Annotated in this window: 24 protein-coding genes; 17 read left to right on the top strand and 7 right to left on the bottom strand. The window is 61.9% G+C overall.

Going from position 1 to position 24,136, the window contains the following annotated elements; genetic code table 11:
- Positions 1 to 5: 5 nt before the first annotated feature.
- The 4 genes from lptA to BUC36_RS05540 all read right to left on the bottom strand — a co-directional run bounded on the left by lptA (position 6) and on the right by BUC36_RS05540 (position 2,712).
- Complete coding sequence (lptA, locus tag BUC36_RS05555) at positions 6 to 560, bottom strand: lipopolysaccharide transport periplasmic protein LptA (protein ID WP_073272532.1); 555 nt, start codon at positions 558 to 560, stop codon at positions 6 to 8.
- Positions 547 to 1,113, bottom strand: a complete 567-nt coding sequence (lptC, locus tag BUC36_RS05550) for an LPS export ABC transporter periplasmic protein LptC (protein WP_073272530.1) — start codon at positions 1,111 to 1,113, stop codon at positions 547 to 549. Before lptC ends, lptA begins: the two co-directional genes overlap by 14 nt.
- Positions 1,113 to 1,652: a KdsC family phosphatase gene (locus BUC36_RS05545; protein WP_084535633.1), complete on the bottom strand. Its 540-nt coding sequence runs from the start codon at positions 1,650 to 1,652 to the stop codon at positions 1,113 to 1,115. The genes lptC and BUC36_RS05545 overlap by 1 nt, the downstream gene beginning before the upstream one ends.
- 88 nt (positions 1,653 to 1,740) lie before the next feature.
- Complete coding sequence (locus tag BUC36_RS05540) at positions 1,741 to 2,712, bottom strand: KpsF/GutQ family sugar-phosphate isomerase (RefSeq protein ID WP_073272528.1); 972 nt, start codon at positions 2,710 to 2,712, stop codon at positions 1,741 to 1,743.
- A gap of 418 nt (positions 2,713 to 3,130) precedes the next feature.
- Here BUC36_RS05540 and BUC36_RS05535 point away from each other — a divergent pair, with 418 nt between their 5' ends.
- The 5 genes from BUC36_RS05535 to hisD all read left to right on the top strand — a co-directional run bounded on the left by BUC36_RS05535 (position 3,131) and on the right by hisD (position 7,720).
- A complete protein-coding gene (locus tag BUC36_RS05535) occupies positions 3,131 to 3,784 on the top strand; it encodes an MlaC/ttg2D family ABC transporter substrate-binding protein (protein ID WP_234994891.1) in 654 nt (217 codons plus the stop codon).
- A gap of 94 nt (positions 3,785 to 3,878) precedes the next feature.
- Complete coding sequence (locus tag BUC36_RS05530) at positions 3,879 to 4,115, top strand: BolA family protein (RefSeq protein ID WP_073272524.1); 237 nt, start codon at positions 3,879 to 3,881, stop codon at positions 4,113 to 4,115.
- A 177-nt stretch (positions 4,116 to 4,292) separates the two neighbouring features.
- Positions 4,293 to 5,555 carry a UDP-N-acetylglucosamine 1-carboxyvinyltransferase gene (gene murA / locus BUC36_RS05525; protein ID WP_073272522.1) on the top strand — a complete coding sequence of 421 codons (1,263 nt, stop codon included), beginning with the start codon at positions 4,293 to 4,295 and terminating at the stop codon, positions 5,553 to 5,555.
- A gap of 204 nt (positions 5,556 to 5,759) precedes the next feature.
- A complete protein-coding gene (hisG, locus tag BUC36_RS05520; RefSeq protein WP_073272520.1) occupies positions 5,760 to 6,389 on the top strand; it encodes an ATP phosphoribosyltransferase in 630 nt (209 codons plus the stop codon).
- Between the two features lie 23 nt (positions 6,390 to 6,412).
- Entirely contained in the window at positions 6,413 to 7,720 is a 1,308-nt protein-coding gene (gene hisD, locus BUC36_RS05515; RefSeq protein WP_073272518.1) for a histidinol dehydrogenase, read from the top strand.
- Between the two features lie 63 nt (positions 7,721 to 7,783).
- Here the strand turns inward: hisD and BUC36_RS05510 are convergent, their stop codons facing one another.
- Both BUC36_RS05510 and BUC36_RS05505 read right to left on the bottom strand, forming a co-directional pair.
- Positions 7,784 to 8,221: a nuclear transport factor 2 family protein gene (locus tag BUC36_RS05510; RefSeq protein ID WP_073272516.1), complete on the bottom strand. Its 438-nt coding sequence runs from the start codon at positions 8,219 to 8,221 to the stop codon at positions 7,784 to 7,786.
- Positions 8,222 to 8,239: 18 nt separating this feature from the next.
- Positions 8,240 to 9,379 carry a S1C family serine protease gene (locus tag BUC36_RS05505; RefSeq protein WP_073272514.1) on the bottom strand — a complete coding sequence of 380 codons (1,140 nt, stop codon included), beginning with the start codon at positions 9,377 to 9,379 and terminating at the stop codon, positions 8,240 to 8,242.
- Positions 9,380 to 9,573: 194 nt separating this feature from the next.
- Between BUC36_RS05505 and sat the strand changes: the two genes are divergently transcribed.
- Complete coding sequence (sat, locus tag BUC36_RS05500) at positions 9,574 to 10,764, top strand: sulfate adenylyltransferase (protein ID WP_200797189.1); 1,191 nt, start codon at positions 9,574 to 9,576, stop codon at positions 10,762 to 10,764.
- A gap of 125 nt (positions 10,765 to 10,889) precedes the next feature.
- On the opposite strand, the gene BUC36_RS05495 is transcribed toward sat, so the two are convergent.
- Positions 10,890 to 11,348, bottom strand: coding sequence for a Z-ring associated ZapG family protein (locus BUC36_RS05495; protein WP_073272512.1), 459 nt, complete (start codon positions 11,346 to 11,348; stop codon positions 10,890 to 10,892).
- A 158-nt stretch (positions 11,349 to 11,506) separates the two neighbouring features.
- Here BUC36_RS05495 and zapE point away from each other — a divergent pair, with 158 nt between their 5' ends.
- The 11 genes from zapE to BUC36_RS05440 all read left to right on the top strand — a co-directional run bounded on the left by zapE (position 11,507) and on the right by BUC36_RS05440 (position 24,103).
- Positions 11,507 to 12,631 (top strand): cell division protein ZapE, encoded by a 1,125-nt coding sequence (gene zapE / locus BUC36_RS05490; RefSeq protein ID WP_073272510.1) that lies wholly within the window; start codon positions 11,507 to 11,509, stop codon positions 12,629 to 12,631.
- A 371-nt stretch (positions 12,632 to 13,002) separates the two neighbouring features.
- On the top strand, positions 13,003 to 13,674 hold the full coding sequence (locus BUC36_RS05485; RefSeq protein WP_073272508.1) for an ABC transporter ATP-binding protein: 672 nt from the start codon (positions 13,003 to 13,005) through the stop codon (positions 13,672 to 13,674).
- Entirely contained in the window at positions 13,671 to 16,166 is a 2,496-nt protein-coding gene (locus BUC36_RS05480) for an ABC transporter permease (protein WP_073272506.1), read from the top strand. The genes BUC36_RS05485 and BUC36_RS05480 overlap by 4 nt, the downstream gene beginning before the upstream one ends.
- 67 nt (positions 16,167 to 16,233) lie before the next feature.
- Positions 16,234 to 17,334, top strand: coding sequence for a type 1 glutamine amidotransferase domain-containing protein (locus BUC36_RS05475; protein WP_073272504.1), 1,101 nt, complete (start codon positions 16,234 to 16,236; stop codon positions 17,332 to 17,334).
- Between the two features lie 22 nt (positions 17,335 to 17,356).
- Positions 17,357 to 18,037 carry a response regulator transcription factor gene (locus BUC36_RS05470; protein WP_073272502.1) on the top strand — a complete coding sequence of 227 codons (681 nt, stop codon included), beginning with the start codon at positions 17,357 to 17,359 and terminating at the stop codon, positions 18,035 to 18,037.
- Positions 18,038 to 19,297: a sensor histidine kinase gene (locus tag BUC36_RS05465; RefSeq protein WP_073272500.1), complete on the top strand. Its 1,260-nt coding sequence runs from the start codon at positions 18,038 to 18,040 to the stop codon at positions 19,295 to 19,297.
- Between the two features lie 103 nt (positions 19,298 to 19,400).
- Complete coding sequence (gene rplM, locus BUC36_RS05460; protein WP_073272498.1) at positions 19,401 to 19,829, top strand: 50S ribosomal protein L13; 429 nt, start codon at positions 19,401 to 19,403, stop codon at positions 19,827 to 19,829.
- Positions 19,830 to 19,843: 14 nt separating this feature from the next.
- A complete protein-coding gene (gene rpsI / locus BUC36_RS05455; RefSeq protein WP_073272495.1) occupies positions 19,844 to 20,236 on the top strand; it encodes a 30S ribosomal protein S9 in 393 nt (130 codons plus the stop codon).
- Positions 20,237 to 20,565: 329 nt separating this feature from the next.
- Positions 20,566 to 21,165 (top strand): ubiquinol-cytochrome c reductase iron-sulfur subunit, encoded by a 600-nt coding sequence (gene petA, locus BUC36_RS05450; RefSeq protein ID WP_073272493.1) that lies wholly within the window; start codon positions 20,566 to 20,568, stop codon positions 21,163 to 21,165.
- Complete coding sequence (locus BUC36_RS05445) at positions 21,162 to 23,363, top strand: ubiquinol-cytochrome c reductase (protein WP_073272491.1); 2,202 nt, start codon at positions 21,162 to 21,164, stop codon at positions 23,361 to 23,363. The genes petA and BUC36_RS05445 overlap by 4 nt, the downstream gene beginning before the upstream one ends.
- 113 nt (positions 23,364 to 23,476) lie before the next feature.
- Positions 23,477 to 24,103, top strand: a complete 627-nt coding sequence (locus BUC36_RS05440) for a glutathione S-transferase N-terminal domain-containing protein (protein ID WP_073272489.1) — start codon at positions 23,477 to 23,479, stop codon at positions 24,101 to 24,103.
- Positions 24,104 to 24,136 lie beyond the last annotated feature (33 nt).

The raw sequence follows: 24,136 nt of genomic DNA, 5'->3' as shown, positions 1-24,136 counted from the left end.
GGCCGCTACTGGTTCTGCTGTGTCCCGTTGGCCTGCTGGCTGTCGTCCTTTTTCTCCGGCTTCCAGATCATCTCCACGCGACCCTCACCGGACTGACCCTGAGCCTGCATCTGTTCGCTATTCAGGTCATAGTCGATTTTTTCGGCGGTCAGCGTGTTGCCGTCGCGGTCGACATGGGCATCGCCGCTGAGGTGGAGTTCATCGGAGGCGACGGTGTACTCGATACGGCGCGCGCGGGCCTTAACCGGGCTCTGGCTCTGTTGCATCTGCTGCTGGAAGTGTGCCGGCTTGCCGGTGGCGACAACGCGGCTGATCTCGCCGCTGGCATTGCCATGCACCTCGACGCGATCGGCGCGAATCTCCAGTGAACCCTGGGTAATGACGACATTGCCACTGTAGACCGACATGTTGGTGCTGCGGTTGGCTTCCAGTTTCTTCGCCTGCACCTTGATGGGCTGCTCGCGGTCGCTTTGCAGTGCCTGTATCTCACCGGCCGTCAGTGCCAGCAAAGTCGCGGTAACAAGAATCCGCAGGTGGCGATGGAGATTATTCGGTTTCATAGCTGCTCTTTACGTCGGAGAGGATTTCCACCCGGTCTTCCTTCAGGAAGGCGCGCAGGCCTTTGCCGGTGGTGCTGTTCGGGCCGGCGGTAATGGTAACAACTTTATCCGTCTCGGCGAATTCTTCGCGCGGCTTGATGGTGATGCTCTGGGTATTCAGTTTAAGGCCGCCCGGTGCCGGCATCTCGGTGATCTCTACATCGCCGCGCAAGACTACCCGTTCGCCGTTATTGTGCGCGACACCGCTTCTGGATTCGGTGTGCCACTTTGGCTCATCCTGCTGGTAAAAGACGATGCGCGGCTCGGTCAGGTCGGCGCGGTCGCGTCGCTCGAACTTGAAGAAGGTGATTCTCTCGGCATCCACACGGTAGGCGAGGGTGCCCTCCTGGTTGAAATGGCGCGTCTTGGCGTCGTTGATCACCAGGTCGGCGGCGCGCTTCTGCTGCTGCGGTGTCGGCTTTTTGCCGAGCAATTGCTGCGGTGGGCTCTCGGAGAACCACAATCCGGCGCTGACCAGGAGCACGACAATCACCAGTGGCAGCCAGGTGCGCATCAGTCTTCTCCGATGTAGGGGGCGAGGGCCGCGTCGAAGGTTCCCTGAGCCTGCATGATGCGGTCACACACTTCGCGCACCGCGCCCTCGCCGCCGCGGGCTTCGGTGATCCACAGCGCGCGCTCGCGCACCGGCGGGGCGGCGTTGGGAACAGAAATGGGGCTGCCGACGCGGGTCATCACCAGCAGATCCGGGTAGTCGTCGCCCACATAGGCAATGTCTTCGAGGCGGCAGGGGTCGTCTGCAAGCAGTTCCTGCAGCGCGGCAAATTTGTCTTCGCGCCCCTGGATCAGCTTGCTGACTCCCAGGTCGTGGGCGCGGCGCTCCACGACGGCGCTGCGCCGGCCGGTGATAATAGCCACGCGCACCCCGGACTTCTGCAGCATCTTGATACCGTGCCCGTCGAGGGTGTTAAAGGTCTTGAGCTCATTGCCGTTGTTATCGAAATAGAGCTTGCCGTCGGTCAGCACGCCATCCACGTCCAGTACCAGCCAGCGAACCCGCTGCAGGGTGCTGTTGAGTTTTTCTTCGGAAATCACAGAGCAGTTGTCCTTGTGTACAGTCTTGCGGCGCCGCGGTCGGCACTGGCGCCGTCATCAATTCGTTTCACCTTGGTGGCCGGGCCGGTCAGATTACCCCGGCGCGCAGTATGTCGTGCATGTGTAGGAGGCCGATCGGGTGGTGTGCATCGTCCTCCACTACCAGTGCGGTGATCTTGTGGTCCTCCATGATGCGCAGCGCCTCCGCGGCCAGTGTCGCGGCGGAGACGGTCTTGGGGCGGCGGCTCATGACTTCTTCCATGGTGGCTCTGTCCAGTTCCACCTTGTGGTCGATTACCCGACGCAGGTCGCCATCGGTGAATACGCCGAGCAGGGTGCCTTTGTGATCGACCACGGTAGTCATGCCGAAACCTTTGCTGGTCATTTCCAGCAGGGCCTTGGACAGCAAGGTCTCGGGAAAAACCTGGGGCAGTTCGTCGCCGGCATGCATCACATCCTCCACTCTTAACAGCAGTCGCCGGCCGAGGGCGCCGCCGGGGTGGGAGAAGGCGAAGTCCTCAGCGGTAAAGCCCCGTGCTTCCAGCAGTGCGACGGCCAGCGCATCGCCCATTACCAGGGTAACGGTGGTCGAGGAGGTGGGGGCCAGATTCAGTGGGCAGGCTTCCGTTTCCACCGAAATGTCCAGGTTGACATCCGCGGCCTGGGCCAGCGGGGAGTCCGCCTTGCCGGCCATGCTGACCATCGGGATACCGAGCCGCTTCAGCAGCGGCAGCAGTGTCAGTACTTCTGCCGATGAGCCGGAGTTGGAGATGGCGATCACCAGATCGTCGCGGGTAATCATGCCCAGGTCGCCGTGGCTCGCCTCGCCCGGATGTACGAAGAAGCTCGGCGTGCCGGTGCTCGCCAGGGTGGCGGCCATTTTGCGGCCGATATGCCCGGACTTGCCCATGCCGGTAACGATGGTTCGTCCGCGGCACTGGAGGATCATCTCGCAGGCGCGCTTGAAGTCGTCGTTGATTCTGTTTTCCAGCGCGGCCACGGCTTCCGTTTCCATCAGGATCGTGCGGCGCCCAGCTTGCAAAATCGGGTCCTGGGTCATTGACTGTCTCTGGTTAATTGCTTCTGTTTTGAGTGTAGGTACATCCCAAAAGTGCCGTTCTGTGGTGAAACGGCCGAGATGGGGGTTGCCGACGGTGAGCGGCCGACTCTGCGGCGTTGCAAAGCGTGGCGGGGGTGAGCCCGGCCGGCGGCCTGTCGTGCTAACCTCTATCTATTAAGTGGTTGAATTCGGTGTAATACGCCATATATAGCGACGGGCGGCACTGCGCTTGTGACGCGCCGCCACACCGTCGGGCGCGGCCATGGTATAGTTTGCCGCCGCCCATGTCAGCTCTGTCGCTTTACGGATGATCGACAGGGTCCAGAAGCCCGGCGGGAAGTCCGGAAAAACGGCGGCGTCATGGCACTAATTTGCGCCATGTGCGTCCAAGGAACGATTTGCCAATGGGAGAATTTTTGTGAACGCATCGTCAATGATTGGTCGGCAGGGTTTTATGCTGTGGGCCAAGGCCCTGCTCTGCACTCTGCTGGTGTCTGTCTGGGCACCCTCCGCCAGTGCTGCGCAGAACCCCTACGTGATGATCGAAGGGGTGTCCCAGAACTTGCTGGGTGTGATTCGCGCCAACGCTCAATATCTGAATTCGGATCCGCAGCGCTACTACAGCGCCGTGGACAGTGTACTGACGCCGGTGGTGGACTTTGACTTTATCGCCCGCGGTGTAATGGGACGTTACGCCAAAGAGGCGACCGCGGCACAGCGCTCGCGCTTCACCAGCGCTTTCCGTCGCGATCTGGTGGCGACGTTTGCCCGCGGTGTCGCCACCTTCGGTGATATGGACGTGAAAGTCGTGAATCCGGGCGGCGCCCCGAGCGGCAACCGTGTCAACGTGCTGCAGGAAGTGCGGAGTAAAGAGGGTATTACCAAGGTCTCCTATACCCTGGTGCGCAACCGCTCCGGGCAGTGGAAACTCATCAACGTGATCCTCAATGGTGTCAACCTGGGTAAGACCTTCCGCAGTCAGTTTGCCCAATCCATGCAGACGCACGGCGACATCGACAAGGTGATCGCCAACTGGTCGGCAGCCAAGGATGTAGCTGACCAGGTAGGCTGACCGGCTCCATTCCGGCTCGCGCGGCTGCGGCTGCGCGACCGGTCGGTTTCCAGTACACTTCGCGCTGTTTTTCAACTCAACGCTATTCCCGCCTATGCAACCCGAAGAAATCAAGGCCCTGATTGAAGGGCATATTCCCGAAAGCCGTGCCGATGTCGCCTTTGAGGGCAGCCACCTGATGGTGACCGTTGTCAGTAGCGCTTTCGAAGGCCTGAACCGGCTGAAAAAGCAGCAGCTGGTATACGCTGCACTCAACGACAAGATTGCCGACGGCACCCTGCACGCCGTGCAGATGCAGACACTCACCCCGGAAGAGGCCGGTCAGTCTTGACCTTGCGGTGAGATAGATCATCCATGTTCTATCTCACCGTCGCCCGCGCAATACCGGCGCAGATGTGCGATTCTGCTTGTATTGTGCGGGCTCGCGCCGGCCTGCGCCCGGCGGCGGCACATCCTTGTGCTGCTCAAATGCGGCTACGCCGCTCAGCTAATGAATACGCGAGACTCAATGGACAAGTTAATAATTGAGGGCGGCAGCCCCATCTCCGGAACCCTGAAGATTTCCGGTGCGAAAAACGCCGCGCTGCCGATTCTCGCCGCCGCGCTGCTGGCCGATGGACCGGTGCACATCCACAACCTGCCGCACCTGAATGACATCACGACGATGATCACGCTGCTGCGCTGCATGGGCTGTGAAGTCACCATCGACGAGAAGTTGGGCGTGGAAATAGACCCGCGTTCGGTCAACGATCTCACGGCGCCCTACGAGCTGGTGAAAACCATGCGCGCCTCCATCCTGGTGCTGGGCCCGTTGCTGGCGCGTCACGGGGTTGCGAATGTGTCTTTCCCCGGTGGCTGCGCCATCGGCAGCCGTCCGGTGGATATCCACCTCAAGGGCCTCGAGGCCATGGGTGCCGAGATCACTATCGACGAGGGCTTTATCCGCGCTCGGTCAAATGGCCGCCTGAAGGGCGCCAATATCGTGATGGAGAAAGTCACCGTTGGCGGCACCGAAAACCTGTTGATGGCGGCGGTGCTGGCTGAGGGCACCACGGTGCTGCACAACGCCGCGCGCGAGCCGGAAATCGTAGATTTGGCGGAATTCCTGATCGCGATGGGTGCGCAGATCGAAGGGGTCGGCACTGACACCCTGCGCGTGCACGGCGTGCCGCGCCTGAATCCCTGCACTTTCACGGTCATGCCGGATCGCATCGAAACCGGCACTTTTCTCGCGGCCGCGGCCGCGGCGCGCGGCAAGGTACGCCTGACTCACACCCGCGCTGATATTCTCGACGCGGTATTGGTCAAGTTCGAAGAAGCGGGCGCTCACCTGAGTATCGGTGACGACTGGATCGAGCTGGATATGAAGGGCAACCGCCCCAAAGCGGTCAGTTTCCGCACCGCCCCGTACCCGGCATTTCCCACGGATATGCAATCCCAGTTCACCGCGATGAACGCGGTTGCCGAGGGCAAGGGTGCAGTGGTGGAGACCATTTTCGAGAACCGCCTGATCCAGGTGCACGAGCTCAATCGCATGGGTGCCAATATCCTGCTGGAGGGCAACACCGCTATCGTTACCGGTGTAGAGAAACTGAAGGGTGCCCCGGTGATGGCCTCGGATTTGCGCGCCTCGGCCAGTCTGGTGATCGCCGGTATGGTTGCCGAAGGCACCACCATCGTGGACCGCATCTACCATATCGACCGCGGTTACGAGTGTATCGAGGAAAAATTGCAGCAGCTGGGGGCGAATATTCGCCGAGTGCCCGGCTAAAGCTGGCGGAGACTCGGGACCCAACAGTTGTATTCAGGCCTGATGGGAAGGCTCTGCTGCCGGGGGCCGTTTGAGAAAAGCGCCTGCGGCTGATAAACAGACCGATGAGGCTGTTGAACAAATGGCCCCCGGAAGCAGGGCCGCCACCGCACCCGCTTAAAGTGACCGGCTACTGGCCGTCGAAGTGATAAAACGATAACCGCCATGCAAATCACCATCGCCCTGACCAAGGGAAGAATTCTGAAGGAAACCCTGCCGCTGCTGGCGGCCGCGGGACTGGAGCCTTTGGAGGACATCGCCAAGAGCCGCAAGCTGATATTTCCCACCAACCAGGAGGGCGTGCGCCTGTTGGTGTTGCGCGGCGTGGATGTGCCCACCTACGTGCAGCACGGCGCGGCGGACCTGGGGGTGGCGGGCAAGGACACTCTGCTCGAGCACGGCGTCGAGGGTATTTACGAACCGCTGGACCTGGGCATTGCCCGCTGCCGCCTGATGACCGCCGGAGTCAAGGGGGCGGCGCTGCCGCGGGGGCGCATTAAGGTGGCAACCAAGTTCGTACAGAGTGCCAAGCGTCACTACGCGGCCCAGGGGCGGCAGGCGGATATCATCAAACTGTACGGCGCCATGGAGCTGGCACCACTGATGGATCTGGCCGATGAAATCGTCGATATCGTCGATACCGGCAACACGCTGAAGGCTAACGGCCTGGAAGCCCGCGATACCATCGCGCATATCAGTAGCCGTCTGATCGTCAACAAGGCGTCGATGAAAATGAAGTATCAGCCGATCAACGCGCTGATCGAGAAGCTCGCCGCGGCTGTAATTACCGACTGAAAGAATTTTCGACACAAGTGACCATGACTACCGACAGTATTCGCCGGCTGAACGCCGCAGACTCGGACTTCGATGCGCAGCTGGAGCAGTTGTTGGCCTGGGAGTCTGTCGCCGATACCCATGTCGAAACGACGGTGGCGGATATTCTGCAGCAGGTGCGCTCTCGCGGCGACGCCGCCGTCATCGAATATACGAATCGCTTCGATCGCCGCCAGCTAAACAGTGCCGGCGAGTTTTGTCTGGCGCAGTCCGCACTGGCAGCGGCCCTGGAGCGCATCCCCTCGGCGGAGCGCGAGGCGCTGGAGGCGGCTGCCGAGCGAGTGCGGGCATACCACCAGCGCCAGCGACAGGAATCCTGGCGATACGAGGAAGCAGACGGGACCGTTCTCGGTCAGCAGATCACGCCGATGGAGCGGGTGGGGATTTATGTCCCCGGTGGCAAGGCCAGTTATCCGTCCTCCGTACTGATGAACGCTATTCCGGCCAAGGTGGCTGGGGTCGACTGTGTCACCATGGTGGTGCCGGCGCCCGACGATCAGCTCAGCGACCTGGTGTTGGCTGCCGCGGCCATCGCCGGCGTGGATCAGCTGTTTACCATCGGCGGCGCCCAGGCAGTGGCGGCTCTGGCTTACGGAACCGAGTCAGTGCCGAAGGTGGACAAGATAGTCGGGCCCGGCAACATCTTTGTTGCCGCCGCCAAGCGCGCAGTTTTTGGTCGGGTTGCCATCGATATGATCGCCGGCCCCTCGGAGATCCTGGTGATCTGTGACGGCGGGACGGATCCGGACTGGATCGCCATGGACCTGCTGTCCCAGGCCGAGCACGACCAGCAGGCACAGTCGATTTTGCTCAGTCCGGATGTCGCGTTCCTGAACGCGGTGGAAAAGTCGCTGGACAGGCTGCTGGATGAATTGCCCCGTCGGGAGATTGCTGCCCAGTCGCTGGCCGGGCGCGGTGCGCTGATTCAGGTGCAGAGTATTGAGGCGGCGATAGCGCTGGCAAACCGCATTGCCCCGGAGCACCTGGAAGTATCCGTTGAGGATCCGGAGCAATACCTTGCGCAGATTCGCCATGCCGGGGCCATTTTCCTCGGTCGCCACACTGCCGAGGCCCTCGGAGACTACTGCGCGGGGCCGAATCACGTGTTGCCGACCAGCGGTACCGCCCGCTTCTCGTCACCGTTGGGGGTTTACGATTTCCAGAAGCGCAGCTCGATTATCTATTGCTCGCCGGCAGGTGCGGATTCGCTCGGCCGGGTCGCCAGGACTCTGGCGCGCGGCGAGGGGCTGGAGGCGCACGCGCTCTCGGCCCAGTATCGGGTCAAGGAATAGAGTATCGGGTCAAGGGATAGAGTATCCGCTCCGGGGCTGGTGTCTGGCTTAACAGTACCCGGCCTAGTTATCTTCGGCCGGTATCTTGGTCGCCTGCCAGGCGACTGCCCGCCACTCCCCGTCTCTTTTCACGAAGGTGCCGGTATTGAAATAGTGGCTGGTTTCCGGCTCGCCACTGGACCTGTCTTCTCCCACCAGTTTGAACGCAACCACCGCAATATCATCGAAAAGGCGAATATCAACCTCTTCGGCGCGGTAACTTGCGGTCACTGGCTGGCCTTTCGCCGCTTCCAGGCCCTGCATGATGACTTCTTTGCCGAAGCGTTTGCCCGATGAGCTGGTGTAAATAAGATCGTCGGCCCAGAAGCGCTGGTGGACGTCGGCATCGCCGGCGGCGCCGGCCAGGAACGCGTCGAGTTTTTGTTGCAGTTGTTCGCGATCGCCGGCGCTGGCCTGTGCCGCGCATAGGGTGAAAAGCAGGGTGCAGATCAGTGTACGCATCTTATTTCTCTCTTGTTATCAGCTGCGACGTTGCTCTTTGGGTTTCTCCGAGACGGTGGCCTCTACGGTATTGGCCACTCCGTTGCGCACAAAAGTGATCGACACCGTATCGCCTGGGCGCAGAGTGGCCATGGTGGCGATACCCCGCTTGCCGTCATTGATCGGCTGGCCGTCGATATGGGTGATCACGTCGCCGGGCTTCAGGCCGGCTTCGTGCGCCGGGCCCTGGTTGTATATGGCGGTGATAATCACACCATTCGTGGAAGCCAGGTGAAAGGCGCGCGCCAATTGCGGCGTAATCGCACTCGCTTCGATACCCAGCCAGCCGGGCACGACACGGCCGTATTCGATGATGTCCTGCATGACCTTGAAGGCGATATTGGCCGGAATCGCAAAGCTGATCCCGCCGGAGTAGCCGGACTGGTTCAGGATGGAGGTATTGATGCCTAGCAGGCGGCCGCGCGCATCCACCAGGGCGCCGCCGGAGTTGCCCGGGTTTACTGCCGCGTCGGTCTGCAGGAAGTTCTGCAGATAGCCGCCGGTGCCGCTGTTTTCCAGATAGCGGCCTGTCGCACTGATGATGCCCTGGGTCACCGTCTGGCCGACCCCGAAGGGGTTGCCGATCGCCAAGACGACGTCACCCACCTGGGCCTTTTCCGGCTCGCCGACTTCGATGGACGTGATATTGGACAGCTCTACCTTGAGGACCGCCAGATCGAAATCTGCGTCGCTGCCGACGAGCTGAGCCTGTGCCTCGCGACCGTCTGCCAGCAGCACCACAATGGCATCCGCCTGGTCCACGACGTGGTGGTTGGTCAAAATGTAGCCGTCATCGCTGACAATAACGCCGGAGCCCAGGTTGGACTGCATCCGCTCGCGCTGTGGCAGGTTCATGCTGTCGAACAGGCGGCGAAACAGGGGATCGTTGAACAGCGGATGCTGGCGCTGGGGCACCGCTTTGCGGGTGTAGATATTGACCACGGCCGGTCCCGCCAGGCTGACTGCACGGGCGTAGGAAACCGGGCCCTGCCATTCGTCCGCCGCGGGTTTGGGCGCGCCGCCGCGCAGCTGCGGAAACATCAATAACAGCAGTGCCGCCACGGCGAGGCCGATACCGGCAGGGACGGCCCATTCCTGGAAAAAACGTTTTAGGGACACTCGCGACTCCTCAATTTGTGGCCATTATACATGGCTCGCCTAAGGGAACCGTGGCCACTTTGCCCTTAATGGGGGGGAAGTGTCTGGGGTGGGGGGATTTCGCTCGGCCAGCCATTGGTTGGCGGCTGCGGATCCGTATAATGGCGGGTCCAAAATTCCAAGATTTATCGATAACTGTTTGTTTGGAGTGGAAAATGTCCCTGGTTCGCCCCCACGGCAGCGTTGAGCTGCAGCCCCGCTTTGTATATGACAGCGAAAGGCATCACCAGCTGATGCACGAGGCTGAGTCCCTGCCGTCCATTGTGGTCAGCTCCGCTGCGGCGGCCAATGCGGTGATGCTGGGGGCAGGGTATTTCAATCCACTGCATGGCTACATGAACCTGGCGGACGCGCTGAGTGTTGCCGAAACACTGCGCACCGTCGACGGCTTGTTCTGGCCGGTTCCGGTGTTGAATATGGTGAAGGACACCGCGGCCATCGAGGGCGCCGCCCGTATCGCGCTGCGCGACCCGAATGTCGAGGGCAATCCGGTGCTCGCGATCATGGACGTCGAGGCGATCGAGACGGTCACCGAAGAGCAGATGGACACCATGGTCGAGCATGTTTTCGGCACCCATGACGAGAAACACCCGGGTGTGGCGACCTTCAAGGCCGCCGGTCGCAAGCTGATTTCTGGTTCGATCGAAGTGCTGAACTTCAGCTACTTCCAGAACGACTTTCCGGATACCTTCCGCACTGCGGTCGAGATCCGCAACGAGTTTATCGAGCGCGGCTGGAATAAAGTTGTGGCCTTCCAGACCCGCAACCCGATGCATCGCGCCCACGAAGAGCTGTGCAAAATGGCACTGGACGGTGTGGACGCCGATGGTGTGCTGATCCACATGCTGCTGGGCCAGCTCAAGCCGGGTGATATTCCCGCGCCGGTGCGCGATGCGTCCATTCGCAAGATGGTGGAGCTCTATTTCCCGGCCAACACCGTGATGGTGACCGGTTACGGATTCGACATGTTGTATGCCGGTCCGCGCGAAGCGGTGCTGCACGCCGTCTTCCGCCAGAACTGTGGTTGCAGCCACTTGATTGTCGGCCGCGACCACGCGGGTGTGGGCGACTACTACGGTGCCTTCGACGCGCAGAGTATCTTCGACGACAAGGTGCCTGAGAGTGCGCTGGAGATCGAGATCTTCCGCGCGGACCACACGGCCTACTCAAAAAAGCTGAATAGGGTGGTGATGATGCGCGACGTGCCGGATCACACCAAAGAGGACTTTATCCTGCTGTCCGGCACCAAGGTGCGCGAGATGTTGGGTGGTGGTATTGCGCCGCCCCCGGAATTCTCCCGTCCGGAAGTGGCGCAGATCCTGATGGATTATTACCAGAAACTGTAATCATCAAATCGCCAGGAGCAATTTGGTGCAGCGAAGCTGCTGGTGGGGTCGGGTGCAGGAATGTGCCCAATAAAAAGGGCGGGTTGATACCCGCCCTTTTTGCTTCTGGCTTTTAGGTTGGCTATTCAGCGGCTGGTCACGCGTTCGGCCTCGCCAAGTGGTTCCTTATCCAGGCCAAAATCTTCCGCCAGCGTGCCCTTGGCGCCCGGCTCCTTCGGTGCCCAGTCCCGCGGCGGCGCGACAGCTTTCAGGTTTTCGTCATTCTCGCTCAGCTTGCCGCTGCCGGCCTCCAGCATCTGGCGGCTGATGTCCTGGCTGGCCAGACGCACGGCGCTGTTGGCCAGGTATTCGTGCACTTCTTTGTAGCTTTCTGTCAGGTTGTGAACCAGCTGTGCGGTTTGGTCAAAGTGCTCGTTCACCTGCAGCTGGAAGTCCTCCAGCTTGCTGTTGGCTTCATGCAGGCGCATTTCCAGTTCCTGGGTGCGGTCCACGCCGCCGCGGCCACGCACGGCGAGAAACGCCAGCACGGCGCCGAGCGCCAGACCGAGGATGCCAACCAGAATCAATACTGATGTAGAGTGCACAGATACTTCCTCCTCAACTTATTAAATGGCACTGACCATCCGTGACAGGCCTCTAGTATACGCGAATAACGCTGTCGCGTTGGGCCGCTAGGCGGGTATGCGGCTAATTTGATAGAGTGGCGCCCCTCGCTACCAGGCAGTTGATCATATCTCCAGTCATGTCTCCAGTTAATCCGCCATCGTTTTCCCCCATAGAGCGCTACCAGCGCGATCTGCAGCGCCCGGACTTTGTCGCTGACCCGGCCCAGGCAGCCGCGGTGCAGGAACTGCAGGATCTCTATAGTCGTCTGGTCAAGAGAACGAAACAGCGCGGCCTGGTCGGGCGAATCAGCAAGCTGTGGCGGGAGCAGATGGCGCCGGAGCGCGGGCTCTATTTCTGGGGCGGCGTTGGGCGGGGCAAGACCTACCTGATGGACGCCTTTTACGAGTCGCTGCCATTCGCGCAGAAGCAGCGAACCCATTTTCACCGTTTTATGCGTGAGATTCACCGCGAGTTGAAGGCGCTCGCCGGTGAGAGGAACCCGCTGGAGAAAGTGGCCGACCGCATTGCGGCGCGGGCCCAGGTTCTGTGCTTCGACGAATTCTTCGTTTCCGATATCACCGACGCGATGATTCTTGCCAATCTGCTGGATGCGCTCTTCCGCCGCGGCGTGACGCTGGTGGCCACCTCCAATATCGAGCCGGAGGGCCTGTATAAGGATGGCTTGCAGCGGGCGCGCTTCCTGCCGGCCATCGCATTGCTGAAGCAGTACACGAAAGTGGTCAACGTCGATGGCGGCACCGATTACCGGCTGCGGGCGCTGGAGATGGCGGAGCTGTACCACGCGCCGCTGGATGCGGCGGCCGATGCCAGCCTGGCGCGCAGCTTTGCGAGTCTCAGTGTCGAGGGCTGCGAGGTGCAGGAAAAGGTGAACCTGGAAGTGGAGGGCCGTCCGATCCGTGCGTTGCGGGTAGCGGATGACGTGGCCTGGTTCGATTTCAGCGATCTATGCGACGGTCCGCGCTCGCAGAATGACTATATCGAGCTGGCGCGGGAGTTCCATACCGTGCTTTTGGCAAATGTGCCGCGCTTTGACGAGCGCATGGAGGCCCAGGCGCGGCGCTTTATCAACCTGGTAGACGAATTCTACGACCGCTGCGTGAAGCTGGTGATCTCCGCCGAGATGCCGGCAGAGCAGCTGTACGGCGGCAAGCACCTGAGGTTCGAGTTTGAGCGCACGGTCAGCCGCCTGCTGGAGATGCAGTCCCACGAATACCTGGCGCGGCCGCACCGACCGGACTGAGTCGCTCCGGCGGAGCTAGGGCCTGTTGACACTAAATTCGATGGCCGCGACGGAGGCCGTTTTTTCGCAAGGCAAGGCGCAGTGAGCGCCGTGTGGTCATTCCACATAAGCGAACTGCAACGCAGCATTGCGGAAAAACGGCCCCGTCCCTCCGGGTTGCGCCCCAAAACGGGCCATGCCGCGTTGCTCATCGCTCATTTAGCGCGCTAAACCACGCTCCTCGCGCCTTGCCTGGCCCGTTTTGGGGCGGCAACGCGGCTATCGAATTTAGTGTCAACAGGCCCTAGTCGACCCGCTCCATTTCACATCCGTTTGACGCCCCCCGGTCCAGGCTGGCGCAGATTCCCTGTTGACTGCCACGGAAATCTGCCATGGACCACATTGAACTTCGCGCCCTCGGACACTGGTTCGAGGGCCGCTCACAGCGCGGCGAGCGCAAGACCATCCACCTGTTCGACAACCTGAACCTGACCGTCCGCGCCGGGCGCAGCCACGCCATACTGGGGCCGTCCGGCGCGGGCAAGTCCAGCCTGCTGGCGATGATTGCCGCCCTGGAGCGGCCCAAGGCCGGCGAGGTGGCTATCCAACTGGACGGCAAAGTGGCGGACGCCATATCCCTGCGCCGCCGCTCCGGTTTTGTGTTCCAGCAGTTTCATCTGCTGCCGGAGCTGGACGCCCTGGGCAATGTCGCGCTGCCGCTGCGCCTGCGTGGCGACGGCGAGGCCCGCGAAAAGGCGCGCCACTGGCTCGACCGGGTCGGGCTGTCCGCGCGCGCTGCCCACAGGCCGAATCAGTTGAGCGGCGGCGAGCAGCAGCGCCTGGCCATCGCCCGCGCCTTTGTCGCCGAGCCGGCCTTTGTGTTCGCCGACGAGCCCACCGGCAACCTGGATCAGCACACCGCCGCCTACATCGGCGAGCTGTTGTTCGGCTGTGTACAGGAGCAGGGCAGCGCCCTGGTGCTGGTGACCCACAGCAACACCTTAAGCCGTATGGCGGATTGCCGTCATCAACTCTCCGGTGGCCGTCTGGAGCTGCTGGCATGAACTTTCTCACTCTGGCCTGGCAGGATTTCCGCGGCGACCTGGGGCAGGTGGATATCCGGCTGCAGCTGCTCGCCCAGACCCTGCTGGCTTTTTTCCTGTTGTTGCTGAGCCTGAGCGGCGCCTCACTGCGCAACACGCTGCAGCAAAACCTGAGTGAGATGCTGGGGGCGGACCTGGTGCTCGAGCGCCACCGGCCGCTGAGCGCGACGCAGAGGTCCGCGCTGGCCGAACTGAGCGCGGCCCTGAGTGAAACCCGGCTGGTGGACATCACCCTGAGTCACGCCGGGCGACACCAGCAGGTGCAGCTGAAGCTTGTGGATCACCGCTATCCGTTGCAGGGGCGATTGGCGGTGGGCCGCTCGCGGGCCTCGGAACACGAGTCCGTCGGGCAGGGGCCCGGCGCCGGGGAGATCTGGCTGGACACTAGGGCCCTGACGGGGCTCGGGCTGGCCACCGGCGAGTCGTTGCGCCTGCGCGGCAGAGAATACCGCGTCACGCGCGCGCTCTTTCACGAGCCGGACCGGCTAATGGCAGGTCATTCGGTGGCGGTGCGGGCCATGGCGGCGCTGCCGGCGGGAGCGGGCGGATCGTCCTTTTCGGGCGATACCCGCTATCGCTACCTGCTGAATGCGGACACATCCCAGGAGGCCGCCATTGTCGCCTGGGTGGAGCGGGAGTTGCCGGACGCGCACCTGATCCGCAAGCGCGGCGGGCAACACCCGCTGGCGGGCTTCTGGCAGCGGGTGGAAAACTTCTTTGGCCTGAGTGCCCTGGTGCTGTTTGCGCTGGGCGGCGTGGCCATGGATCTGATCGGCCGCCGCCTGCTGCGCCGGGAGGCCTATCGCCAGGCGGTGTACCAGAGTCTGGGGCTGTCGCCGGCGCGGGGCCTGTGCCTCTACGGCGTGAAGTGGATGCTTGGGGTCGCCCTGTCATTCCTGCTGGCCGGACTGCTGGCGCTGGCCGGGCAGCAGTGGGTGCTGCAGCTGTTGCAAAGCCATCTCGCCGGAGCCTTTGGCGTGGACATCGAAGTCGCCTGGCACCCGGCAGTGCTGGCGAGGACCCTGGGACTCCTGTTGTTGCTGTTGCTCTGTTTGCAGTTGCCGACCCTGATCGGCGTCGGGCGCGCCAGCGTGCTCGAATTGTTGCGGCCGCGGCAGCGGTTACCGGCGCTGGCGCTGCGATTGGCCTGGATGCTGGTCTGCTTCGGTCTGCTGGTGGCGGCCTATTCGGACAACACCCGCCTGACCCTGCTGATGATTGGCTCCCTGCTGGTCACACTGGTGCTGATTGCGTCCCTGACCTTTGCGCTGCTGACACTGGCCGAGCGCCTGACCCGGCGGCGGGGCGGGCTGCTGGCCTTCTGCCTGTTCACCATGCGGCAGCGGTTGTTGGGCAAGTCCGCCCAGGTGATGGGGTTGGGGCTGTGCGCCACCCTGTTGCTGTTCACCTTTATGCTGTTGCGGGATCTGGGCCAGGCCATGGAGGCGAATACCCGCTCGATGGACGGCAACCTGCTGATCGTCCGCGCCACGTCGGCGCAAATGGCGGATATCGAAACCTGGAGCCGGCGCACCGGCAGCGCCTTGCGGCAGTTGCGGCCCTATGTGCGCGCCCAGCTGGTGCGTATCAACGGCTTGGCGCCGGAGGCGTTCAGCGGCCAGCCCAGCGAAAGCCTGAGCCGCATCGCCAGGCCGATCCGGCTGAGCTGGTCCGCGGAGCTGCCGGCCAACAACCGTTTGACGGCCGGGCGCTGGTGGCAAACGGGGGATGAGAAAAGGCGACAGATCTCCGTGGAGGACGAGGTGATGACCGACCTCGGCCTGTCCCTGGGGGATACCCTGGCGTTCGCCATCGGCGGGCAGCAGGTGGAATTTACCCTGGTCGCCGGCCACGGCTATCGGCCCGGCGCCGGTTCGATCACCTTCTGGTTCCAGGTGCCGCCCGGAGCAGTGAAGTCGCTCGGTGCGGAGGTGCTGCAGATGGGCAGCATGGAGCTGCCCGAGCGCGCCTGGTCCCAACTGGGCGAACTCTGGCGGCGACATCCGGGCCTGGAGCTTTTGCCGGTGAAACAGCTGAGCGAACGCTTCGATGCCACCCTGGCCCTGGTGACCCGGGTGGTGTCCGGCTACAGCCTGTTGCTGGGCCTGATGGCCCTGTTGCTGGTGGCGGCCTGCGTGCGCGGATTCGAGCGGGACGACCGGCGCAAGAACGGCCTGCTGCTGAGCCTGGGGCTGCGGCGGTATCACTGCCTGCGCCTGAATCTCTACGAGTGGTTGATCACCGCGGCCATCGCCGGCGGCGGCGCCATTGCCGGCACCAGCCTCGCAGGGCAGCTTATCTACCGCTCCCAGTTCCACCTCAACTACCGTCCGGACCCGTTCTACTTGCTGGGCACGCTGGCCGTCATGGCCGCCGCGCTCTGCCTGCTGGGGCTGTGGTGCTGCCGGCACAGTCTCAAGGTGTCGGTGGGCGAATTGATGGCCGAATCCTGATTCACATCCATTTCACATCGGCGGCGATAGCCTGGCACTGTCCATTAATGAAAAGGAGTCAATTTCCATGAAGCGACTGATCGCAGTGTTGAGTCTGTGTCTGTGCACCCTGTCACCGGCACTGGCCGGCGAGGCCCCGCGGGTGCTGATGGTGCTGAGTGGCTACGGCCTGGAGCAGGGCGAAGAGCGGCCGGGTTACGAGTTCGATGAATTCGCCCAAGCCTACCTGATCTTCAGGCAAAACGGCCTGGCGGTGGATATCGCCAGTCCCCGGGGCGGCGCCGTGGAGGCGGATAAATACAACCCGGACAAGTCGTTCGTGAAGGCCGTCACCGACGATGCGGCGGCCATGGCCAAACTCGAAAACACCCTGTCCCTGGACGGGCTGAAGGCCGAGGATTACGCGGCGGTGTTTGTGGTGGGTGGCAAGGGCGCCATGTTCGATCTGCCCGAGGACCGGAACCTGCAGCGCCTGATCGCCGGCATTTACGAGCGCGACGGTGTGGTGGCGGCCGTGTGCCATGGCCCGGCGGCGCTGGTGAACGTAAAACTCAGCGATGGCAGCTACCTGGTGTCGGGCAGGGCGGTGAACGGTTTTACCAACGCCGAGGAGCGGGCGTTTGGCAAAAAATGGATCGAGCACTTTCCCTTTCTGCTGCAGGACAAGCTGATCGAGCGCGGTGGCCGCTTTCAGCACAGCGACTTGATGCTGGGACACGTGGCCGCGGACGAGCGCCTGCTCACCGGCCAGAACCCGTCGTCCACACCAAAGCTGGCGGAAGCCCTGGTCGAGTCCCTGGGTATTGTGTCCAAACCACGCGAGCCCTTTGTGGAGGAGCGCACCATGGATTTGATCGCCGAGGTGTGGGGCGGCGACGCTAAGGCCGGCGAGTCTTTCCGCTTGAGTGCCGCGGGCTATGAACCCAAGCTGGTGTCGCTCTACGGTTTTTATCAGCTGCAATTCAGTGAGGATGATCGGCAGCGGCAAAAGGCGGTGGCCCTGATGGAGCTGGGCAGCGTTCATTTCCAGCATCCCGCGGTCGAACTGGCCATGGCCCGCGGCCACGTGCAGTTGGGCAACCGGGACAAGGCCAGGGCACTGCTCACCCGCCTGCTGGAAGAGCACCCGGATATGCAGGAGGCCCGGGCCGTGTTAAAAGAACTGTAGTAGTGGGTGATGGTAATAGGGTATGACGAACGCCTTGCACATACTGGTGGTTGAAGACCAGGCGGCTATCCGGGCGAACATCGCCACTTACCTGGAGGGGCGCGGCCACGTGCTGGATTTTGCCGGCGACGGCGCCCAGGGGTTGGCGTTGGCCCTGGCGCAGCCCTACGACCTGGTGGTGCTGGACCTGATGTTGCCGGGCATGGACGGCCTGGCGGTGTGCCGCGCGCTGCGCGCCAGGGCCAGCCGGCACATCCCGGTCCTGATGTTGACCGCCCGGGACAGCCTGGCGGACAAGGTGGAAGGGTTCGGCACCGGCGCCGACGACTACCTGACCAAACCCTTCGCCCTTGAGGAACTGGAAGTGCGCGCCCTGGCGCTGGCTCGCCGCCATCTGCTCAACACCGAGCAGGTGCTGGAATTGGGCGCGCTGGTGGTCGACCGCCAGCGCCGGGAGGTCAGGCGCGACGGTCTGCCCGTCAGGCTCAACGCCATCGACTACCGCATCGTCGAAGCCCTGGCCGAGGCCTACCCGCAAGTGATGACCCGCAGTGAACTGGTTTGGAAGATCTGGGGCGACGAGCCCACCGAATCCGATGCGCTGCGCACCCACATCTACCAGATACGCCGCGCGCTGGATAAACCCTTCGACCGGCCGCTGTTGAAGACAGTGCACGGCGTCGGCTTCGTGCTGGAGGTTTGATTGACGCTCAGGTTCCGCTTCGTCGTATTTTTCTGCGCCTTCGCCCTGCTGCTCGGCGCCCTGTTCAGTGCCGTGAACTTCCTGGTGGCCTACACCCTGGAAGACCGGGTGTTCGAGCGCGAGCTGGCGCGGGAGGCGGACTACCTGACGGCGCACTTCCAGCGTCACGGGCAGTGGCCGGAACCGCGCCGGGAAAACTACAGCCTGCACCTGACCACGGCATCCCTGCCGGCTCTGGTGCGGGAAACGCTCGCGGCCGAAACCAAGCGCACCGAGTTTTTCGGTGAAGAGGGGCGGCACTATCATCTGCGGCGCCTGGCCGGCCGGGACGCCATGCTGCTGGCGGAAGTCAGCGCCGACCTGCTGGTGCGTCCCCGCGCCAAGGCAATGCTGGTGGCCCTCGGGCTGCTCACGCTGGCGATGATGGTGATTGGCTGCGCCCTGGCCTACGCCTTTGCGCGCGGGGCTCTCGCCCCCCTGTCCAGACTGACTCGGCAGGTGGAGCTGCGGGCCCCCGGGGAAATTCCCGGCGGATTCGCCTCCCGCTATCCCGACAATGAGATCGGCGTGCTGGCCCGGGCGCTGGACGAAGCCTTTGGTCAGGTTGGGGAATATGTGGCGCGCGAAGTGCAGTTCACCCGGGACGCCAGCCACGAGCTGCGCACGCCCATCTCCGCAGTGGGCGGCGCCGCGGAGTTGCTGGCGGACAGGTGCGACCTGGATCCCGAGGCGCGGATACTGGTGGAGCGCATTCGGCACGCCAACCGCAGCATGGCGCAAGCGGTGCAGACCCTGCTGACCCTGGCCCGGGATGAGGGTGATCAGTTACAGGCAGAGCGCCTGTCCCTGTTGGCGGCAGTGGAAAAGGTGGTGGTGAGCCAGGCCGGGCTGCTGGAGGGCAAGGAGATAGCGGTGAAGATCGATATCGATCCGGGCCAGACCATCGAGATGCCCCCGAGTGTGCTGGACATACTCCTGACCAACCTGATCGCCAATGCGTTCCAGTACACGGCCGAGGGAGAGGTGTCCATCACCGCCGATGCGAGCGGCCTGGTGATCGCCGACACCGGCGGGGGTATAGCGCCGGAACTGCAGCCGCTTGTCACCCGCCCGCTGGTGAAGGGGCAAGCCAGCCAGGGCTTCGGTATCGGGCTTTCTATCGTGCAGCGGCTGTGCGACAGATACCGGCTGAAGCTTGCGATTGACGACGGCGGTCAGGGGTGTCGGGTGCGTGTAATTTGGCCCGGCGGGGCAGGGTAAATCCCGCCCAAAATCGCTTGAAAAGCATACACTCCTTATGTACTATCCGCGCTCTTTCGTGGGACGGCCCCTTTTCCGGGGTCACATTACAGGTGTTTATAACATGAAGACTTACAGTGCCAAGCCGGAAGCGGTAAAACGCGACTGGTACATTGTCGACGCTGCGGACAAGACTCTCGGCCGTATTTCCGCCGAGATCGCTCACCGTCTGCGCGGCAAGCACAAGCCTGAATATACGCCCCACGTGGACACCGGCGATTACATCATCGTGATCAATGCTGAGAAGGTCCGCGTGACCGGCAACAAGGCCAAAGACAAGATCTACCACAGCCACTCCGGCTACCCCGGTGGTCTCAAGTCCATCAGCTTCGAGAAGCTGATCGAGAAAGCGCCCGAGCGCACCATTCAGAGCGCCGTCAAAGGCATGCTGCCGAAGGGTCCGTTGGGTCGCGCCATGTTCAAGAAGCTGAAAGTTTACAGCGGCAGCGAACATCCTCATGCGGCGCAACAGCCGATTGAACTGGCGATCTAAGGGGGAATACTCAGATGGCAACTACTCAATACTACGGTACAGGCCGCCGCAAGACCTCTACCGCTCGCGTTTTCATCGAGCAGGGTGAAGGCAAAATCACCGTTAACGGTCGCTCCCTGGACGAATACTTCGGCCGCGAAGTGGCGCGCATGATCGTGCGTCAGCCGCTGGAGCTGGTCGACATGGTGGAAAAATTCGATATCAACGTCACTGTTAAAGGTGGTGGTTCTTTCGGTCAGGCGGGTGCTATCCGTCACGGCCTGACCCGCGCCCTGATGCAGTACGACGAAGCGCTGCGTCAGCCGCTGCGCGGAGCGGGTTACGTAACTCGCGATGCCCGTGCGGTGGAGCGTAAGAAAGTGGGTCTGCGCAAAGCGCGTAAGAAGCCGCAATTCTCCAAGCGTTAAGCTTTTCTTCAAGCCCGGCACATGCCGGGCTTTTTTATGCCCTCCGGGCTCGCTGGCGTCGTACACTTCTTGTTGTTTCTGCTTAAATTGTCGCCAGTTCGCTGCGCGATTCCCGACGTTCAGCCAGTTCATTGCCTTGTATCAAATTGGCATTTTCTTTAACATTGCGCAAATTTGTATCCGCTTGATTTATGGGGTTTATTCGCACGGACAGTCCGTCGGGCGGAACTCTTAAGTATTGCCGGCAGAGCCGGCGGCAAGATTTTTTTTGGGTTTGGGCCAGTCAGTCTCTGGGTACTCTGGGGACGCTGTGATGGGAGAACTACGTCATGAGTGATGACGGTGTAAACGTAGGACGGCGTCGCTTTCTGACCGCCGCTACCTCAGTTGTCGGTGGCGCGGGTGCGGTGGGAGTCGCCGTGCCCTTCGTCGCATCCTGGAATCCGAGTGCCAAGGCGAAGGCCGCCGGCGCGCCGGTCAAATACAATATCAGCAAGCTCGAACCGGGCCAGATGGTCACCGTGGAGTGGCGCGGCAAGCCGGTCTATGTCGTGCGCCGTACCGAGCAGGTGCTGGAAAATCTGACCAAAATCGAGCCGCTGCTGCGCGACCCCAATTCGGAAGAATCTATACAGCCCCCCTACGTAAATCCCGAGAACCGGTCCATCAACCCGCAATTACTGGTACTGGTCGGTCTCTGCACCCATCTGGGTTGCGCGCCCATGTACCGTCCGGAAGTCGGCGCTACCGATCTCGGCGGCGACGAATGGATGGGTGGCTTCTTCTGCCCCTGCCACGGCTCCAAGTACGACATGGCCGGCCGTGTCTATAAGGGTGTCCCCGCACCCACCAACCTGGACGTACCGCCCTATTCCTATGAGGGTGACGACGTAATTGTGATCGGCGTGGATCAGGAGGGCAGCGCATGAAGTGGCTAACAGCATTCGGTGACTGGGTCGATCAGCGCCTGCCGATCTATCAGGCCTGGGACAAGCACATGGGCAAGTACTACGCGCCCAAGAACTTCAACCTGTGGTACTTCTTCGGCGTGCTGTCGATGCTGGTTCTCGTCAACCAGCTGCTCACCGGTATCTGGCTGGTAATGAGCTTTAACCCCTCCGCCGAGGGCGCTTTTGCTTCTGTCGAGTACATCATGCGTGATGTCGACTGGGGCTGGCTGATCCGCTACCTGCATTCCACCGGTGCGTCCGCCTTCTTCGTGGTGGTCTACCTGCATATGTTCCGCGGCCTGATGTACGGCTCCTATAAGCCGCCGCGCGAACTGGTGTGGATCTTCGGTATGTGTATCTACCTGGTGCTGATGGCCGAGGCCTTTATGGGCTACGTGCTCCCCTGGGGACAGATGTCCTACTGGGGCGCCCAGGTGATCGTATCCCTGTTCGGGGCCATTCCGGGCATCGGTGAAGACCTGGTGCAGTGGATTCGCGGTGACTACCTGATCTCCGGTATTACCCTGACCCGCTTCTTCTCCCTGCATGTGATCGCGCTGCCGCTGGTACTGGTACTGCTGGTAGTTCTGCACATCCTTGCGCTGCACGAAGTGGGCTCCAACAACCCCGACGGCATCGAGATCAAGAAGAACAAGGACGAGAACGGTATCCCCAGAGACGGCGTACCTTTCCATCCCTATTACACGGTGCACGACCTGGTCGGCGTGGCCGTATTCCTGTTCATCTTCTGCGTGGTGGTGTTCTTCTTCCCGGAAATGGGCGGCTTCTTCCTCGAGCACGCCAATTTCGAAGAGGCCAATCCGCTGAAGACCCCGCCGCATATCGCGCCGGTGTGGTACTTCACCCCCTTCTACGCGATCCTGCGTGCGGTGACCATCGATATTGGTCCGCTGACCGCCAAATTCCTCGGCCTGGTGGCCATGGGTGCGGCGATCGCGATCCTGTTCGTGCTGCCGTGGCTGGACAAGAGCCCGGTGCGCTCGATCCGCTACAAAGGCTGGCTGCCGAAGGCTCTGCTACTGGTATTTGCGGCGGTGTTTATCATTCTGGGTTACCTGGGCGTCAAGTCCCCGACCCCGGGCCGTAACTTCCTGGCCCAGGTGGCAACCCTGTTCTACTTTGCCTTCTTCGTGACCATGCCGATCTGGAGCAATCCTAAGGAGCGCAAGGGCCTGGCATCCTGGGTTGTGAGCGGAGTCTTCGCCATCATGTTCCTGTGGATGGCGGTTACCAACTTCAAGGCGAGCCTGTTTGTCGGTATTGCGGCCCTGCTGCTGACGGCGTTTTTCGCCGCGCTGCCGTGGCTGACCGTGCGCGACGAGGTGCATCCGGAACCCGAGCGGGTAACCAGCCCGTCCGGTGGCAAGACCTTTGGGGTGCTGTTCGGTGGCCTGATCGTGGTGGCGCTGCTGGCGTTCCTGCCGATCAAGGCGGTCGGTGCCGAGGTAGAGGTGGAGCTGGACCACATCAATATCGACCTGCAGGACAAGCCGTCCCTGCAGCGCGGCGCCAAGTATTTCGTCAACTACTGTATGGGCTGCCACAGTGCCAACTTCTCCCGCTGGGAGCGGGTGGCGACTGACCTGGACATCCCCAACGAGCTGATGATGGAGAACCTGGTGCTGGGCGACGGCAAGATCGGCGACCTGATGGAAATTTCCATGCGCCCGGACGACTCCAAAGTATGGTTCGGCGCCGCGCCGCCGGACCTGACCTTGGTTGCTCGTTCCCGCTCTCCGGAATGGCTCTACACTTATCTGCGCAGTTTCTACAAGGATGACAGTCGCGCGACCGGCGTAAACAACAAGGTCTTCCCCAGTGTGGCAATGCCTCACGTGCTGCTGGAACTGCAGGGCCTGCCGGAGTGTGCGCCGGGACCGAAACGCGAACACGGCCATATCGTACGGGACGAACTCGGCAATCCGATTATGGATGCCGACTGTGGCAGCCTGAAAGTAGGTAGCGTCAAGGGCTCGATGAATGAAGAAGAGTTCGACCAGGCGATGTACGATCTGGTGAATTTCATGGAATATATCGCCGAGCCGATGGCGGAAGAGCGCAAGCGTATCGGCTTCTATGTATTGGCGTTTATTCTGGTGTTCTTCGTTTTCGCCTGGCTGCTGAACCGCGAATACTGGAAAGACGTGCAGCACTAAAGCTGGCGCAGCTTTCTCTTTGCTGGGTGGTGGGGTTGCTCCGCCACCCTTTTTATATTTTTGGATCGATGGTTGGCGCAGTCGCCGACCAACTAGTTTGAGGTAGTTAGAACATGGGTGTGCCGACCAACAAGCGCTCCTCCATGACCTTCTTTTCCGATGGTCGCAGTCATTACAGCCACCGAGTGCGCATTGTGCTCGCAGAGAAAGGCGTCTCGGTCGATATCATCGACGTAGATCCGGACGATATGCCCGCAGAGTTGGCTGACCTCAACCCCTACAACTCGCTGCCCACCCTGGTGGATCGCGAACTGGTGCTGTTCGAAACCAAGGTAATGATGGAGTACCTGGACGAGCGTTTCCCGCACCCGCCGCTGCTGCCTGTATACCCGGTGGCGCGTGCCCAGAGCCGCCAGATCATGTACCGTATCGAGCGCGACTGGTGTCCGCTGGTAGACAAGATCCTCGCCGGGGGCAAAGACGCCGCCGCGGCACGCAAAGATCTCCGCGACAGCCTGGTTGGCATTGCCCCGATGTTTACCGACCTGCCGTACTTCTTCAACGAAGAGTTCTCTCTGGTGGATTGCTGCATGGCTCCGCTGTTGTGGCGCCTGGAGCAGTTCGAGATCAGCCTGCCAAAAACCAAACAGGCCAAGCCGTTACTGGATTATATGGATCGCCTGTTTAGCCGCGAAGCCTTCCAGCAGAGCCTGACCGAGTACGAACGGGAAATGCGCTGAGAGGTCCCTGACGAGGGCAGCCTCGAGGCGGGG

Source organism: Microbulbifer donghaiensis, from assembly GCF_900129095.1.
GTDB lineage: Bacteria > Pseudomonadota > Gammaproteobacteria > Pseudomonadales > Cellvibrionaceae > Microbulbifer > Microbulbifer donghaiensis.
Note: the sequence above shows the minus strand (reverse complement) of the source record. Positions and strands in the feature narration are given on the sequence as shown.